The organism is Kitasatospora sp. NBC_01302 (assembly GCF_035976515.1).
Lineage (GTDB): Bacteria > Actinomycetota > Actinomycetes > Streptomycetales > Streptomycetaceae > Kitasatospora.
Genome location: NZ_CP108404.1, coordinates 3464945 through 3480767, shown reverse-complemented (window position 1 = coordinate 3480767; position 15823 = coordinate 3464945). Strand labels below are relative to the sequence as shown.

Below are 15823 nucleotides of genomic sequence, written 5' to 3'. Positions count from 1 at the left end.
CGAGGCGAGCGGAAGCCGTTGCGCGGGCGGAGGCCCACGGCCGCCACGCTAGGCGGCCCGGGGCCCGTCCGGCGCCGTGGATTGCGCCGACAGAGGGTGCACGCTCGGTGACAGGGTGTCCCGGCAGGGCGGGCCGCACTCAGCTCCGCCGCACCGAGCGCACCTCCATGCGCACCGGTGTGCCCGGGGCCTTGCCGCAGCTCTCCGGCCGGGGCGGCTCGCTCAGCCGCCGCACCACCTCGACCAGCCAGCAGCGGCCGTCGACGTGCCGCACCAGGCAGCGCCACGCACCCTCGGTCAGCGGGTCCTGGGTCACCGTCAGCGTCTCCGCGGCGTGCTCCCCGGTCAGCTCGCGCACCGCCTGCTCGGCCGCCTGGGCCGGGCGGTCCCAGCAGGAGCGGCCGCGGGAGAGGGCCGGCCACATCTGCCCGGCGGTGGTGACGGCGAGCACCTCCTTGGCCGTGGCCTCGGTCAACCGCCCGTACGCATAGCCGTAGGGCAGGACCAGCATGGTGGGGGAGAACCGGTGTCCGCCCAGATGGGTGACCTCCCAGACCTCGCTGTGGCCGGCGGCGGCCAACTCCGCGGCCAGCGGGCGGCCGAGCAGTGCGCAGCAGCGGTCGCGCCGGCCGTTGGTGCACACCAGGGCGAGCGGCCCGCCGGTGTGCGCGGTGCCGAAGCCGCCGTGGTCGCCCGCTCCGGCGGCAGCCAGGTCCAGCGCCGACAGCTCCGTCAGGTCGGCCGACTCGGCCCGCCGGATCCAGCCCCGCCCCGGCACGGTGTGCGCGAGGATCACCTGGTGACGGGCCGCCGGCCGGTTGTCGGCGTGCCGTCCGGGGCGCCGGATCAGCGCCACCCGGACGCCCGTCCCCGCGCTGGCGGCCTCCAGCTCCCGGCCGAGCCGACTGTCGAGGTGGCTCTCGGTGAGTGCCTTGGCTCCCCAGGGGCCGCTCTGCTCGATCAGGAGCCAGGTCCGCGCGGTCGCGGCAGTGGCGGCCAGCGGCTCGGCCAGTTCAGCGGAGAGGTTCGTACAGGTGCTCACTCGGGCACCCTACCGCCGCGCGGTCGGCTGCCCGAGTGGGGTTTTCCGCAGGTCAGACCGGCCCTGCCGCTGCCGAGACCGGCGTGCTCAACGGCGTGCCCGAACCGTCGCGGCGCGGGTCGCGCTCCGGCAGGGTGATCGGCGAGCCGCCTGCCGCCGACGCGCGGGCGGGAGCGGGCCCGGCCCAGGCGAAGGCCAGCGTGTCCTCCCCGCGCAGGAAGCGCTGGCAGCGCACCCCGCCGGTGGCCCGGCCCTTGCGCGGGTAGAGCTCGAACGGCGTGACCTTCCAGCTGCTCTGGGCCTCCCCGGTCAGGGTGCCCGAGGCACCCGCGACCGAGACCACCACCGCGTCCGCCGCCGGGTCCACCGCCGTGAACGACAGCACCCGGGCGCCGTCGGCCAGCTTGATCCCGGCCATGCCGCCGGCCGGACGGCCCTGCGGGCGGACCTGGCCCGCCGGGTAGCGCAGCAGCTGGGCGTCGCTGGTGATGAAGACCAGGTCCTCCTCGCCGGTGCGCAGCTCCACCGCGCCGACCAGCTCGTCGCCGTCCTTGAGCGCGATCACCTCGAACTCGTCCTTGTTGGACGGCCACTCCGGGACCACCCGCTTGACCACGCCCTGCACGGTGCCCAGTGCCAGGCCCGGGGAGGACTCGTCCAGCGTGGTCAGTGCGATCACCCGCTCGTCGGCGGTCAGCCGCAGGAACTCGCTCACCTGGGCGCCACCGGCCAGCGACAGCGCGGGCTGCGGGGGCAGCGCGGGCAGGTCGATCACCGGCAGCCGCAGCACCCGGCCGCTGGAGGTCACCGCGCCCACATCGCCGCGCGCGGTGGCCGGCACCGCGCTGACGATCACATCGTGCTTCGAGCGATCGGCGCCCTGCCCTGCCTCGCCGTCCGCGGTGCGGGCCAGCAGGCCGGTGGCGGAGAGCAGCACCCGGCACGGGTCGTCCGCCACCTCCAGCGGCACCGTGAGCGCCGCCGAGGAGACCGCGCCGGCCTCCAGCAGCACCGTGCGCCGCTCGGTGCCGAACTGCTTGGCCACCGCGCCCAGCTCGCTGGAGACCACGGAGCGCAGCTTGGTGTCCGACTCCAGGATCTCGGTCAGCTCGGCGATCTCCGTGGTCAGCTTGGACTGCTCGGCCTCCAGCTCCACCCGGTCGAAGCGGGTGAGCCGGCGCAGCGGGGTGTCCAGGATGTACGCGGTCTGCGTCTCGGAGAGCGAGAAGCGCTCCATCAGGCGCTCCTTGGCCTGGGCCGCGTTGTCGCTGGACCGGATCAGCGCGATGACCTCGTCGATGTCGACCAGGGCCACCAGCAGGCCCTCGACCAGGTGCAGCCGCTCCTGGCGCTTGCGGCGCCGGAACTCGCTGCGCCGGCGGACCACCTCGAAGCGGTGGTCGACGTAGACCTCGAGCAGCTCCTTGAGGCCCAGGGTGAGCGGTTGCCCGTCCACCAGCGCCACGTTGTTGATGCCGAAGGTCTCCTCCATCGGCGTCAGCTTGTAGAGCTGCTCCAGCAGGGCCTCGGGCACGAAGCCGTTCTTGACCTCGATCACCAGCCGCAGGCCGTGCTCACGGTCCGTCAGGTCCTTGACGTCCGCGATGCCCTGCAGCTTCTTGGCGTTGACCAGGTCCTTGATCTTGCCGATCACCTTCTCCGGGCCGACCGTGAACGGCAGCTCGGTCACCACGATGCCCTTGCGGCGGGCGGTGACGTTCTCCACCGTCGTGGTGGCGCGGATCTTGAAGGAGCCGCGGCCGCTCTGGTAGGCGTCCCGGATGCCCGACAGGCCGACGATCCGGCCGCCGGTGGGCAGGTCGGGGCCGGGGACGAAGCGCATCAGGGTGTCGAGGTCGGCGCTCGGGTGCTTGATCAGGTGGCGGGCGGCGGCCACCACCTCGCTCAGGTTGTGCGGCGGCATGTTGGTCGCCATCCCGACCGCGATCCCGGAGGTGCCGTTGACCAGCAGGTTCGGGAAGGCGGCCGGGAGGACCACCGGCTCCTGCTCGCTGCCGTCGTAGTTGGGACCGAAGTCGACGGTGTCCTCGTGGATCGACTCCACCAGCGCCATCGAGGCCGCGGTCAGCCGCGACTCGGTGTATCGCATCGCGGCCGGCGGGTCGTCGTTGCCGAGCGAGCCGAAGTTGCCGTGCCCGTCGATCAGCGGCACCCGCATCGAGAACGGCTGAGCCATCCGGACGATCGAGTCGTAGATCGACGCGTCCCCGTGCGGGTGCAGCCGACCCATCACCTCGCCGACCACGCGGGCGCACTTCACGTGCGCGCGCTCCGGGCGCAGGCCCATCTCGTTGGCCTGGTACAGGATGCGCCGGTGCACCGGCTTGAGACCGTCCCGCGCGTCCGGCAGGGCGCGCGAGTAGATCACGGAGTAGGCGTACTCAAGGAAGGAACCCTGCATCTCGTCCACGACATCGACGTCGAGGATCCGCTCCTCGAAGTCTCCGGGCGGCGGGGTCGGCGAACTGCGGCGGGCCATCGCGGCGGGGCTCCCTTGCGTCTGTCAGCTGCTTCACATGTCGTCACCGGAGGGTACGGCGCCCCCCATTGTGGACCCTCGCACGGACAGCCCCGGCCAACGGTCACCTCGCCGGTGGCCCCGGTGGCCGTTCGCGCGGTCCCGGAACGAACCGGACGGCTTCCGCCGGTGGCGAACGGGCCGCCTGCGCGGACACATCCCGGCGGCCTGCGCGTTACACCACAATGGGGGGCGGAAGAGACCCCCGAGCCAACCTGACGGGAAGGATCCGAGCGCATGGCCAACCCGGCCCCCGCCTCCCACGGAGCCAGTTCAGCTAGTCACACCAGTTCAGGAAGCCAAGGCTTCGCCATCACGGAGCACCGGTTGGCCAACGGTCTGCGGGTGGTGCTCTCCGAGGACCACCTGACCCCGGTCGCCGCGGTCTGCCTCTGGTACGACGTCGGCTCCCGGCACGAGGTGAAGGGCCGCACCGGTCTGGCTCACCTGTTCGAGCACCTGATGTTCCAGGGCTCCGCCAACGTCTCCAACAACGGGCACTTCGAGCTGGTCCAGGGCGCCGGCGGCTCCCTCAACGGGACCACCAGCTTCGAGCGCACCAACTACTTCGAGACCATGCCCACCCACCAGCTGGAGCTCGCCCTCTGGCTGGAGGCCGACCGGATGGGCTCGCTGCTGGCCGCCCTCGACGACACGTCGATGGAGAACCAGCGCGACGTGGTCAAGAACGAGCGCCGCCAGCGCTACGACAACGTCCCGTACGGCACCGCCTTCGAGAAGCTCACCGCACTCTCCTTCCCCGACGGTCACCCCTACCACCACACCCCGATCGGCTCGATGGCCGACCTGGACGCCGCCACGCTGGAGGACGCCCGCACGTTCTTCCGCACCTACTACGCGCCCAACAACGCGGTGCTCTCGGTGGTCGGCGACATCGACGTCGAGCAGACCATCGCGTGGGTGGAGAAGTACTTCGGCACCATCCCGGCCCACGACGGCAAGCAGCCGCCGCGCGACGGCACGCTGCCCGAGGTCATCGGCCAGGAGATCCGCGAGCTGGTCGAGGAGGAGGTCCCCTCCCGCGCGCTGATGGCCGCCTACCGGCTGCCCCACGACGGCACCCGCGAGGCCGACGCCGCCGACCTGGCGCTGACCGTGCTCGGCTCCGGCGAGTCCAGCCGCCTCTACAACCGGCTGGTCCGCCGCGACCGCACCGCCGTCTCGGCCGGCTTCGGCCTGCTGCGGCTGACCGGCGCCCCTTCGCTCGGCTGGCTGGACGTGAAGACCTCCGGCGAGGCGACGGTCGAGCAGATCGAGCTGGCCGTGGACGAGGAGCTGGCCCGATTCGCCGCCGAGGGCCCCACCGCGGAGGAGCTGGAGCGGGCGCAGGCCCAGATCGAGCGCGAGTGGCTGGACCGGCTCACCACCGTCGCCGGGCGCGCCGACGAGCTGTGCCGGTACGCCGTGCTCTTCGGCGACCCCAAGCTGGTGAACGGCGCGCTGGACCGGGTGCTGGAGGTCACCGCCGAGGAGGTGCAGGCGGTCGCCGCGGCGCGCCTGCGCCCCGACAACCGGGCGGTCCTGGTCTACGAGCCGCTCCCCGCCACCGCTGACGACGACGCCGCCGACGGCGCTGACGAGGAGGACGCCGCATGACCGCCTTCGTTCCCACCATGACGTTCCACCCGCAGCCGCAGCCGGGCACGCCCACCCCCTGGGCCTTCCCCGCGCCCGAGCGCGCCGCGCTGGCCAACGGCCTGACGGTGCTGCACTGCGACCGCCCCGGGCAGCAGCTGGTCGCCGTCGAGGTGCTGCTCGACGCCCCGCTCGCCGCCGAGCCGGAGGGCCTGGACGGCGTCGCCACCATCCTGTCCCGGGCGCTGAGCGAGGGCACCGACACGCTCACCGCCGAGGAGTTCGCCGCCGAGCTGGAGCGGGCCGGCGCGACCATGGACGCGCACGCCGACCACCCGTGCATCCGGGTCGCCCTGGAGGTGCCCGCCTCCCGTCTGGAGCGCGGCCTGACCCTGCTGGCCGACGCGCTGCGGGCGCCCGCGCTGCCCGCCGACGAGATCGAGCGCCTGGTCGCCAACCGGCTGGACGAGATCGTCCACGAGCAGGCCAACCCGGCCCGGCGCGCCGCCAAGGCGCTCTACGCCGAGCTGTTCGACGCCGCCGACCGGCTCTCCCGGCCGCGCTCGGGCACCGCCGAGACCGTCAAGCGGATCGACCGTGCGGCTGTCCAGGCCTTCTACAACGAGCACATCCGGCCCTCCACCGCCACCCTGGTGATCGTCGGCGACCTCACCGGCGTCGACCTGCCGGCGCTGCTGGAGTCCACCCTCGGCCGCTGGAGCGGTGAGCAGACCGCCCCCAGCAAGGCCGCCGCCGTCAGCGCCGACGACGCCGGGCGGGTGATCATCGTCGACCGGCCGGGCTCGGTGCAGACCCAGCTGCTGATCGGCCGGATCGGTCCGGACCGGCACGACCCAAGCTGGGCCGCGCAGACCCTGGGCGCCTACTGCCTGGGCGGCACCCTCACCTCCCGGCTCGACCGGGTGCTGCGCGAGGAGAAGGGCTACACCTACGGCGTGCGGGCCTTCGCCCAGCCGCTGCGCTCCAACGCCGAGGGCTCGGGGCGCGCGCTGCTGGCGATCAGCGGCTCGGTGGACACCGCCTCCACCGCCCCCGCGCTGGCCGACACCTGGACCATCCTGCGCACCCTGGCCGCGGAGGGGCTGACCGACGGCGAGCGCGAGGAGGCCGTGCAGTTCCTGGTCGGCGTCGCGCCGCTGAAGTACGAGACGGCCGGATCGGTGGCCGCGACCCTGGCCGACCAGGTCGAGCAGTACCTGGCCGACGACTTCCAGGCCGAGGTCTACCGGGAGCTGGCCGAGCTCGACACGGCGGCGGCCACCGCCGCCGTGGTGGCGGCGTTCCCCACCGACCGGCTGGTCACCGTGCTGGTCGGGGACGCCTCGGTGATCGCCGACCAGGTCAAGGAGCTCGGCATCGGTGAGGTCACCGTGGTCGCCAACTGAGGCTGACGGCTGATCAGAGGGCCTGGCGGGCACACCCGCCAGGCCCTCGCGTTATTGCGTTGCGCCGACCGGCCGGACTGTGGGTTGATAGCCCCGTCGCACCGGGCGGCACCCTGAACGGACGGAGAGGAGGCGGTCACCATGCGGGTCGAGCAACCAGGCAGGCGTATCGACGCCCGACGCTCCCCGAGGCCGTCTGCTCCCGCTTCGTGCCGCACCACCGCCTGAGCGCGGTGCCGCGCCTGCCGCGCGATCCTGGGCCCCGCTGAGCACTGCCGGGCCCGCTGGTCCTCGCTGGGCCTTCCTCCGTCTTCCCGAGCCACGCCGGACGCCTCGCGTGGCGGTCCTACCCTTGATCCTGTCGACCTTTGGGGGTCAGTTACACCATGTCGTACACCGAGGTACCCGGCGCGCGGGTCCCCATCCGGATGTGGGCCGACCCGGCCACCGTCGAAGGCGCGGCCATGCAGCAGCTGCGCAACATCTCCACCCTGCCCTGGCTGCACGGCCTGGCCGTGATGCCGGACGTCCACCTGGGCAAGGGCGCCACCGTCGGCTCCGTGATCGCGATGAACGGCGCGGTCTGCCCGGCCGCGGTCGGCGTGGACATCGGCTGCGGGATGAGCGCGGTCAAGACCTCGCTCACCACCCGCGACCTGCCCGACGACCTGAGCCGGCTGCGCTCGAAGATCGAGCAGGTGATCCCGGTCGGGCGTGGTCTGCACAACGAGCCGGTCGACCCGCGCACGCTGCACGGATTCCAGACGGCGGGCTGGGACGACTTCTGGGACCGGTTCGAGGGCGTGGCGCCGGAGGTGAAGTGGCGGCGCGAGCGGGCCATGCAGCAGATGGGGACGCTGGGCTCGGGGAATCACTTCACCGAACTCACGTTCGACACCGAGGGTGCGATCTGGCTGATGCTGCACTCCGGTTCGCGCAACATCGGCAAGGAGCTGGCTGAGCACCACATGACGGTCGCCCGGTCGCTTCCGCACAACCAGGGGCTTGTCGACCGCGACCTCGCGGTCTTCATCTCGGACACCCCGCAGATGAACGCCTATCGGCAGGACCTGTTCTGGGCGCAGGAGTACGCAAGCCGTAACCGGGCGATGATGATGGCGCTCTTCCAGGACGTGATCCGCAACGAGTTCCGCCGGGCCAAGGTCGGCTTCGAGCCGGTGATCAGCTGCCACCACAACTACGTGGCCGAGGAGCGCTACGACGGCGTCGACCTGCTGGTCACCCGCAAGGGCGCGATCCGGGCCGGCTCCGGCGACTACGGGATCATCCCGGGGTCGATGGGCACCGGTTCCTACATCGTCCGCGGTCTGGGCAACCCCGCCTCGTTCAACTCCGCCTCCCACGGCGCGGGTCGCAAGATGAGCCGGACGGCCGCCAAGAAGCGGTTCACCACGCGCGATCTGGTCGAGCAGACCAAGGGCGTGGAGTGCCGCAAGGACAGCGGTGTGGTGGACGAGATCCCGGGGGCGTACAAGTCCATCGAGAAGGTCATGGAGCAGCAGCAGGACCTGGTCGAGGTGGTCGCCCACCTCAAGCAACTCATCTGCGTGAAGGGTTGAGCGTGTGCCGGGCGGGAGGGCTGGTCAGTCCGCCCGGCGCAGCAGGAGGGTGACGAAGCCGATGGCGTCGCGGTAGCCGGTCAGCCAGTTGGTGCGGTGTTCGGCGGCGAGTTGGTGGGTGCCGGGGGCGTCGGGGTGGGTGGGGTGGTCCAGGGCCCACTCGGTGAGGGCGCCGGTGCGGGACCACTCGTAGTCGTCGAGTTCGTCGCGGGTGCTGGTGTGGGCGTGGACCGGGGCCCAGCCGGCGGTGGTGATCCGCTCGACCAGGGTCGGCAGGTCGTCGAAGTCGAAGTCGGCGGAGGCGGCGCCGAGGCCGGTCAGGGCCGCCTGGTCGGGCGGGCGCTGCCAGTAGCCCTCGCCGAGCAGCAGGGTGCCGCCGGGGGCGAGGTGGCGGTCGGCGGCGGCGAGGGTGGGCAGCAGGCCGCCGAAGGCCTCGCCGGTGCCGACGCAGAGCACCAGGTCGTAGGGGCGGGCCGGGTCGAATTCGGCGAGTGGCCGGTGGTGCAGGCCCAGGCGGCGGATCACGCCCAGGTGTTCCGCGGTGATGCGGGCCCGGGTCAGGGCCGCCGGGTCGGGGTCGACGCCGTCGGCGGTCAGCCCCGGGTGGGCGGCCAGCGCGCGCAGCAGCCAGGCGCCCTGGCCGCAACCGAGCTCCAGGACCCGCTCGTCGCCGCGGGGCAGGGCCCGGCGCAGCAGTGCGGCCACACTCTCGTCAGCGAGCGGAGCGGCGACGGGGTGGTGGGTATGGGCGAGGCAGGCGAGCTCCTGGCGGTCCACCGGTTCAGCCTGGCAGCTGCGGGCCCGATCCGCACGGGGTTCGGCCGGATCCGTGGCGCCCGGCGTCCCGGCTCGCCCGGGCAGGCCGAAGGGGCGTCCCGCGGCGATCGGGACGCCCCTTCGGAGCGTGGGGAGTGCGCGAGGCGCCCCGGGCTCAGGCCGCGGGGAGCTCGTCCAGGCCCTCCTGGACCATCTTGGCCAGGCGGTCCAGCGCGGCGTCCGCGTCGGGGGCGTCGGAGGCCAGCACGACCTCCTCGCCGCCCTCGGCGCCGAGCGCCAGCAGGCCGAGCATGGAGGCGGCGTTGACGGGGTTGCCGCCGGCGGCCTTGGTGATGGTGACGGGCACGCCCACGGCGGCGGCCGCCCGGACGAAGACCGAGGCGGGACGGGCGTGCAGGCCCTCGGGCCAACCGATGGTGACGCGGCGCTCAGCCATGTGACGTGCCTTTCAGGTGGTGCTGTGTGCAGACATGTTGTCTAGACCATTCTGGCACGGGTGGCGCGGAATGTGGCTCCGGGCGGCCACGCGTCCGCAAACCGGGGTCCACCCTGACGGCGCGCACGCCGGGCGCCATCCGGCTCGCCGCCCGATAGCCTGGCGGCTGTGGACGACCCTCAGGACCCGCAGGCTCCGCAGGACCCGCCGGCTCCGCCCCCTGGCTCCCCGGCCGCGCCGGCCGACCCCGGCTATCCGCAGCACTGGGAGGCCGACATCCTGCTGCGCGACGGCGGCACCGCCCGGATCCGCCCGATCGTGCCCGCGGACGCCGAACGCCTGGTGGAGTTCTACTCCCAGGTCTCCGACCAGTCGAAGTACTTCCGGTTCTTCGCGCCCTACCCCCGGCTCTCCGCCAAGGACGTGCGGCGCTTCACCCACCACGACTTCGTGGACCGGGTGGCGCTGGCCGTGGTGGTGCGCGACCGGTTCATCGCCACCGTCCGCTACGACCGGATCGACACCTCGGGCCGGCCCAGTCAGGAGGGCACCGACGCCGAGGTGGCCTTCCTGGTCCAGGACGCGCACCAGGGCCGCGGCGTGGCCTCCGCACTGCTGGAGCACATCGCGGCGGTCGCCCAGGAGCGCGGGATCCGCCGCTTCGTCGCGGAGGTGCTGCCGGAGAACCGGAAGATGACCAAGGTCTTCACGGACGCCGGCTACACCCAGAAGCGCAGTTTCGCCGACGGTCTGGTCCACCTGGAGTTCGACCTGGAGCCCACCGCCGCCTCGCTGGCGGTGATGCGCGGGCGCGAGCACCGCGCCGAGGCCCACTCGGTGCAACGGCTGCTGACGCCGCGCTCGGTCGCGGTGATCGGGGTGTCGCGCACCGAGCAGTCGGCCGGACGGGCGCTGCTGCGCGCGCTGCTCGGCGGCTTCCAGGGGCCGCTGTACGCGGTGAACAGGGCCGCCCCGCCCGGCACCGAGCTCGAGGGCGTGCCGGTGCACCGCTCGGTGCTGGAGATCCCCGGCCCGGTGGATCTGGCCGTGATCGCGGTGCCGGTGGACGCGGTGCCCGGGGTGGTCGCCGAGTGCGGTGCGCACGGAGTGCGCGGCCTGGTGGTGGTGACCGCCGGCTACGCCGAGACCGGGCCGGACGGGCGCGAGCGGCAGCGTGCGCTGGTCCGCCAGGCCCGGGCCGCCGGCATGCGGGTGATCGGCCCGAACGCCTTCGGCCTGCTGAGCACCAACCCCGAGCACCCGCTGAACGCCTCGCTGGCGCCGGTGCTGCCCGCGGCGGGGCGGTTCGGGATCTTCTGCCAGTCCGGCGCGATCGGGGTGGCGCTGCTGGAGGGGGCGCACCGGCGCGGGCTCGGCGTCTCCTCCTTCGTCTCGGTCGGCAACCGCGCGGACGTCTCCGGCAACGACCTGCTGCAGTACTGGGAGGAGGACCCGGCCACCGACGTGGTGCTGCTCTACCTGGAGTCCTTCGGCAACCCCCGCAAGTTCACCCGGATCGCCCGGCGACTGGCCGGCACCAAGCCGATCGTGGTGGTCAAGGGCGCCCGGCACACCGGCAGCCTGCCGCCCGGGCACGCCGTGCCGGCCGTCGCCAGCTCGCTGCGCGACGCCACGGTGGACGCGCTGTTCCAGCAGGCGGGCGTGGTGCGGGTCGAGACCATCACCGAACTCTTCGACACCGGTGAGCTGTTGGCCCGCCAGCCGCTGCCGGTCGGCGACCGGGTCGCGGTGGTGGGCAACTCGGACTCGCTCGGCCTGCTCACCCATGACGCCTGCCTCAGCGCGGGCCTGCGCCCACGCGCGCCGGTGGACCTGACCACCGGAGCGACCGGCGAGAACTTCCGGGTGGCGCTGGAGACCGCGCTGCGCGACCCCGGGGTGGACGCGGTGATCGCGGTGGCGATCCCGCCGATCGTCAGCCCGAGCATCGCGATCGGTGAGGAGCCGTCGCTGCCCGCCACCGACCCGGCGATCGGCGAGGGCCTGCTGGCCGCGGCGGCGATGGCCCGGGTGCTGGGCAAGCCGCTGCTGCTCACCCACCTCGCGCTGACCGACCTGCCGGCCGTGCTGAGCGCGGGGGAGTACCCCGTCCCCGCCTACCCCGCGCCCGAGCGCGCCGTGCGGGCGCTTGCGCATGCCGTGCGCTACGGCGAGTGGCGGCACACCGCCGAGACCGCCGAGCAGACCGCGCGGGTGCCCGAGCTGGAGGGGATCGACGACGCGGCGGCCCGGAGCCTGGTCGAGCGGGCGCTGGACTCCCCGATCGGGCAGGCCGCCCGTACCCAGCCCGGCGGCGCCCGGTTCGCGCTGTCCGACCAGCAGGCCGCCGAGCTCCTCGGGCACTACGGCATCCAGGTGCAGCGGGCGCTGCCCGCCCCGGACGAGCAGAGCGCGGTGGCAGCGGCGAGCGCGCTCGGCTACCCGGTGGCCCTCAAGGCCACCGCCGCCCACCTGCGCCACCGCCCGGACCTGGGCGGGGTGCGGCTCGACCTGACGGACGAGGAGGGGCTGCGCCGCGCGCACCGCGAGGTGGCCGAGCTGCTCGGCGGCGCGGCGCGGGCCGACCTGGTGGTGCAGAAGATGGCCGCGCGCGGGGTGGACACGGTGATCGGCGCCACGGTGGACCCGGCGGCGGGCGCGATCCTCTCCTTCGGGCTGGCCGGTGCACCGTCCGAGCTGCTCGGCGACCTGGCGCACCGGCTGGTGCCCGCCACCGACCTGGAGGTGGCCGCACTGGTGCGCGAGGTGCGGGCGGCTCCGCTGCTGTTCGGCTGGCGCGGCGCCGACCCGGTGGACACCGACGCGCTGGAGGAGCTGCTGCTGAGGGTCTCCCAGCTGGTCGACGACCTGCCGGAGGTGGCCGCGGTGGATCTCGAGCCGGTGGTGGTGGCGCCGCACGGTCTGGCGGTGCTGCGGGCCCAGGTCCGGCTCGCACCGCTGCCGGTCCGCAGCGATCTGGGCCCGCGCGCCATGAGCACCCTGTAGCCTTCCTGGGTTGCGCCCGTGCGCGCGGCGGCCGGGGGCCGGTTCGCGCGGACGTACGGCGCAGTCCAGCCCGTCGCGTCGGCGGGGCATGCCAGGATGGAGTTATGGCGAAGACCGGTACCACCACCACGCAGGACCTGCGCTCGGCGATCGAGCGCAGTGGTTACTACCCCGCGCTGGTGTCCGAGGCCGTGGAGTCCGCGGTGGGCCCCGAGCCGATCACCTCCTACCTGGTCCACCAGGAGACCACCTTCGACGCCAACGAGGTCCGCCGGCACGTGACCGTGCTGGTGCTGACCGCCACCAGGTTCGTGGTGAGCCACACCGACGAGCAGGCCGCCGACGCCACCAGCCCGGTGCCGTACGCGACCACCTCCACCGAGTGCGTGCGGGTGGACCGGATCGGCTCGGTGGTGCTGAGCCGGATGGTGGCCAACCCCGAGACGTACACCCCGGGCCGGCTGCCGCGCGAGGTGGTGCTGACCATCGGGTGGGGCGCGGTGCAGCGGATCGACCTGGAGCCGGCCGGCTGCTCGGACCCGAACTGCGAGGCGGACCACGGCTACACCGGCTCGGCCACCGCCGACGACCTGTCGCTGCGGGTCAGCGAGGCGGGGGACGGCCCGGAGACGGTGGCCCAGGCGCTGGTCTTCGCCCGGGCGCTGTCCGAGGCCACCATCAGCAGGGCCTGAGGCCCCTGTGATGTCCTACCTCCCGGCGCACGACCACGACGACTTCCAGCTCCTCGACCCGGCCGAAGCGCCCGCTCCGGGCTACGGCAGCGGTTCGCTCAGCGACCTGCTGCCCTCGGTGGCCGCGAACATGGGCGTGCCCGGCTTCACCAGCACGCTGCCGCTCGCCCCGGCCGACCGGGTCTGCGTCTTCCTGGTGGACGGCATGGGGTGGGAGCTCATCCGCCGCCACCCCGAGTACGCCCCCTTCCTGCACTCGCTGCTGGGCGGTTCGCTGGGCGGCTCGGGCCGTCCGCTCACCGCCGGCTTCCCCTCCACCACCGCGACCTCGCTGGCCTCGGTCGGCACCGGGCTGCCGCCGGGCCTGCACGGCCTGGCCGGTTACGCGGTGGCGATCCCGGGCCGCAACGAGCTGATGAACCAGCTGCGTTGGCAGCCGCCGGTGGACCCGCGCAGCTGGCAGCCCTATCCGACGGTCTTCCAGCGGGTGCAGGACGCGGGGGTGGCGGCCAGCCAGGTCTCCTCGCCGCTGTTCGCGCAGACCCCGCTGACCCAGGTGGCGCTCTCCGGCGGCCAGTTCCTCGGCCGCACCACGGGCGAGGAGCGGATGGACCTGGCGGCTCGTCAGCTGGCCTGTGCCGACCGCGCGTTGGTCTACACCTACGTCAGCGAGCTGGACGGCATGGGCCACCGCTACGGGGTGGACTCGGACGAGTGGCGGATGATGCTCAACACCGTCGACCGGCTGGCCCAGCGGCTGGCCGAACAGCTGCCGCCGCGCTCGGCGATGTACGTCACGGCCGACCACGGCATGATCGACATCGCCCCCGAGGACCGGATCGACTTCGACGAGGACTGGGAACTGAGCGCGGGCGTGGCCCTGCTCGGCGGCGAGGGCCGGGCCCGGCACGTCTACGCGGTGCCCGGTGCTGCCGCCGACGTGCAGACGGTCTGGTCCGAGGTGCTCGGCGACCGGATGTGGGTGGCCACCCGCGACCAGGCGATCGAGGCCGGCTGGTTCGGCCCGGCCGTGGACGACCGGGTGTACCACCGGATCGGTGACGTGGTCGCCGCCGCCCGGGACGACGTCGCGGTGATCGCCTCCCGCAGCGAGCCGGGGGAGTCCGCGATGATCGGGCTGCACGGGTCGATGACCCCGGTCGAACAGCTCGTCCCGTTGCTCGAAGTCCGTCCCTGACCGCTCTTCGGCCCGACCCGGTCCACCGCCCCGCCGGTGGTCCGACCGACCATCAGTCTGATGAAAGGCCCGCGCACCACCCATGGCTGACCTGGTGTTCTTCTCCGGCACGATGGATTGTGGCAAGTCCACCCTGGCGCTGCAGATGAACCACAACCACGCCGCCCGCGGCCGGCAGGGCATCATCTTCGCCCGGCACGACCGGGCGGGCGCCTCCACCATCTCCAGCCGGCTCGGGCTGCGCGCCGAGGCGGTCGAGGTGACCGACGGCTTCGACTTCCAGCACTACGTGGTGCAGTTGCTCTCGGCCGGCGGCAAGGTCGACTACCTGATCTGCGACGAGGCCAACTTCTACGCCGCCGAGCAGGTCGACCAGCTGGCCCGGGTGGTGGACGAGTTGGGCATCGACGTCTTCACCTTCGGCATCACCACCGACTTCCGCACCCGGCTCTTCCCCGGCTCCCAGCGGCTGATCGAGCTGGCCGACCGGGTGGAGATCCTCCAGGTCGAGGCGCTCTGCTGGTGCGGGGCGCGGGCCACCCACAACGCGCGCACGGTCGGCGGGGTGATGGTCGTGGAGGGGCCGCAGGTGGTGGTCGGGGATGTCACGGTGAGCGAGGACGAGGTCGGCTACGAGGTGCTCTGCCGCCGCCACCACCGCCGCCGGCTCACCGCTGCCACGGCCAGGGCGGCCGCCCTGTCGCCGGACGTGCTCCCGTTCGAGCGCGGCTGACCGGTCAGGGCAGCCTGACCACCGAGAACCGCCCGCCCTCCGGGTCGGCCAGCCTGGCCACCCGTCCGTACGGGGTGTCGTGCGCGGCCACCAGCAGTGCACCGCCCAGCTCCAGGCACCGGCGCACCGTCAGGTCGACGTCCTCGACGGCGAAGTAGATCCGCCAGCGCGGCGGACCGTCGCGCAGGTCGGTGGTCTGCTTGATCCCCGCCACCCGGTGGCCCTCCACCTGCAGGGTGGCGTCCTCCTCGCCGCGGGCCACCGCCGAGGGGTCCGCCTCGACCACCGCGCGGCCGAAGACCGAGCCGTAGAAGGCGGCGGCCAGCGGCTCGTCCTTGGTGACCAGCTCGTTCCAGACGGGCGCGCCCGGCTCGCCGACCACCTCCCAGCCCAGGTGCTCCTGCGCCTCCCACAGGCCGAAGAAGGCACCCGAGAGGTCGGCCGCCACGGCCAGCCGCCCGGCCTGCCCCGAGCTCAGCGGGCCGACCGCCACCGTGCCGCCGCACTCGCGCACCCGCGCCGCGGCCTGGTCGGCGTTGTCCACCGCGAAGTAGGTGGTCCACTCGGTGGGCAGGGCCGAGTGGGCGGGTGCCACCCCGATCCCGGCCACCTTGGCCCCGTTCAGGCTGGCGCGCACGTAGCCGCCCGGCTCGCTGGGGCCCGGGGTGAAGCTCCAGCCCAGCAGCGGACCGTAGAACGCCTCGGCCCGCTCCCGATCGTGGACCAACAGGCTCACCCAGCAGGGCGTGCCGTGGGCGATCCTGACCTTCAGCGCCGTCATTCCAGACCTCCTCGCGGGGGCGCCCGGCCCGGCGGCT

Annotated in this window: 12 protein-coding genes; 7 read left to right on the top strand and 5 right to left on the bottom strand. The window is 73.5% G+C overall.

Translation table 11 applies throughout. The features are described 5' to 3' along the window. Positions 1-139: 139 nt before the first annotated feature. Together OG294_RS14790 and OG294_RS14785 are read right to left on the bottom strand one after the other, a co-directional pair. Complete coding sequence (locus OG294_RS14790; RefSeq protein ID WP_327066969.1) at positions 140-1042, bottom strand: sucrase ferredoxin; 903 nt, start codon at positions 1040-1042, stop codon at positions 140-142. Between the two features lie 52 nt (positions 1043-1094). After that, on the bottom strand, positions 1095-3542 hold the full coding sequence (locus tag OG294_RS14785) for a DNA gyrase/topoisomerase IV subunit A (protein ID WP_327066968.1): 2448 nt from the start codon (positions 3540-3542) through the stop codon (positions 1095-1097). A gap of 276 nt (positions 3543-3818) precedes the next feature. On the opposite strand from OG294_RS14785, the gene OG294_RS14780 reads away from it, so the two are divergent. From OG294_RS14780 to OG294_RS14770, 3 genes are all read left to right on the top strand, one after another. Next, positions 3819-5198, top strand: coding sequence for a M16 family metallopeptidase (locus tag OG294_RS14780; RefSeq protein WP_442789161.1), 1380 nt, complete (start codon positions 3819-3821; stop codon positions 5196-5198). Continuing rightward, complete coding sequence (locus tag OG294_RS14775; protein ID WP_442789160.1) at positions 5195-6583, top strand: M16 family metallopeptidase; 1389 nt, start codon at positions 5195-5197, stop codon at positions 6581-6583. The genes OG294_RS14780 and OG294_RS14775 overlap by 4 nt, the downstream gene beginning before the upstream one ends. A 386-nt stretch (positions 6584-6969) precedes the next feature. Further along, positions 6970-8163, top strand: coding sequence for an RtcB family protein (locus OG294_RS14770; protein ID WP_327066967.1), 1194 nt, complete (start codon positions 6970-6972; stop codon positions 8161-8163). A gap of 24 nt (positions 8164-8187) precedes the next feature. Here OG294_RS14770 and OG294_RS14765 read toward each other — a convergent pair whose 3' ends face one another. Together OG294_RS14765 and OG294_RS14760 are read right to left on the bottom strand one after the other, a co-directional pair. Next, a complete protein-coding gene (locus OG294_RS14765) occupies positions 8188-8940 on the bottom strand; it encodes an SAM-dependent methyltransferase (RefSeq protein WP_327066966.1) in 753 nt (250 codons plus the stop codon). A 154-nt stretch (positions 8941-9094) separates the two neighbouring features. Then, positions 9095-9376, bottom strand: a complete 282-nt coding sequence (locus OG294_RS14760) for an HPr family phosphocarrier protein (protein WP_327066965.1) — start codon at positions 9374-9376, stop codon at positions 9095-9097. A gap of 168 nt (positions 9377-9544) precedes the next feature. Here OG294_RS14760 and OG294_RS14755 point away from each other — a divergent pair, with 168 nt between their 5' ends. From OG294_RS14755 to OG294_RS14740, 4 genes are all read left to right on the top strand, one after another. Next, entirely contained in the window at positions 9545-12382 is a 2838-nt protein-coding gene (locus tag OG294_RS14755; protein WP_442789159.1) for a bifunctional acetate--CoA ligase family protein/GNAT family N-acetyltransferase, read from the top strand. Positions 12383-12486: 104 nt separating this feature from the next. Then, positions 12487-13074 (top strand): DUF5998 family protein, encoded by a 588-nt coding sequence (locus tag OG294_RS14750; protein WP_327066964.1) that lies wholly within the window; start codon positions 12487-12489, stop codon positions 13072-13074. A gap of 10 nt (positions 13075-13084) precedes the next feature. Beyond that, a complete protein-coding gene (locus OG294_RS14745) occupies positions 13085-14272 on the top strand; it encodes an alkaline phosphatase family protein (protein WP_327066963.1) in 1188 nt (395 codons plus the stop codon). Between the two features lie 82 nt (positions 14273-14354). Next, positions 14355-15005 carry a thymidine kinase gene (locus OG294_RS14740; protein WP_327066962.1) on the top strand — a complete coding sequence of 217 codons (651 nt, stop codon included), beginning with the start codon at positions 14355-14357 and terminating at the stop codon, positions 15003-15005. Between the two features lie 4 nt (positions 15006-15009). Here the strand turns inward: OG294_RS14740 and OG294_RS14735 are convergent, their stop codons facing one another. Further along, positions 15010-15786, bottom strand: coding sequence for a VOC family protein (locus tag OG294_RS14735; protein ID WP_327066961.1), 777 nt, complete (start codon positions 15784-15786; stop codon positions 15010-15012). Between the last annotated feature and the right edge of the window lie 37 nt (positions 15787-15823).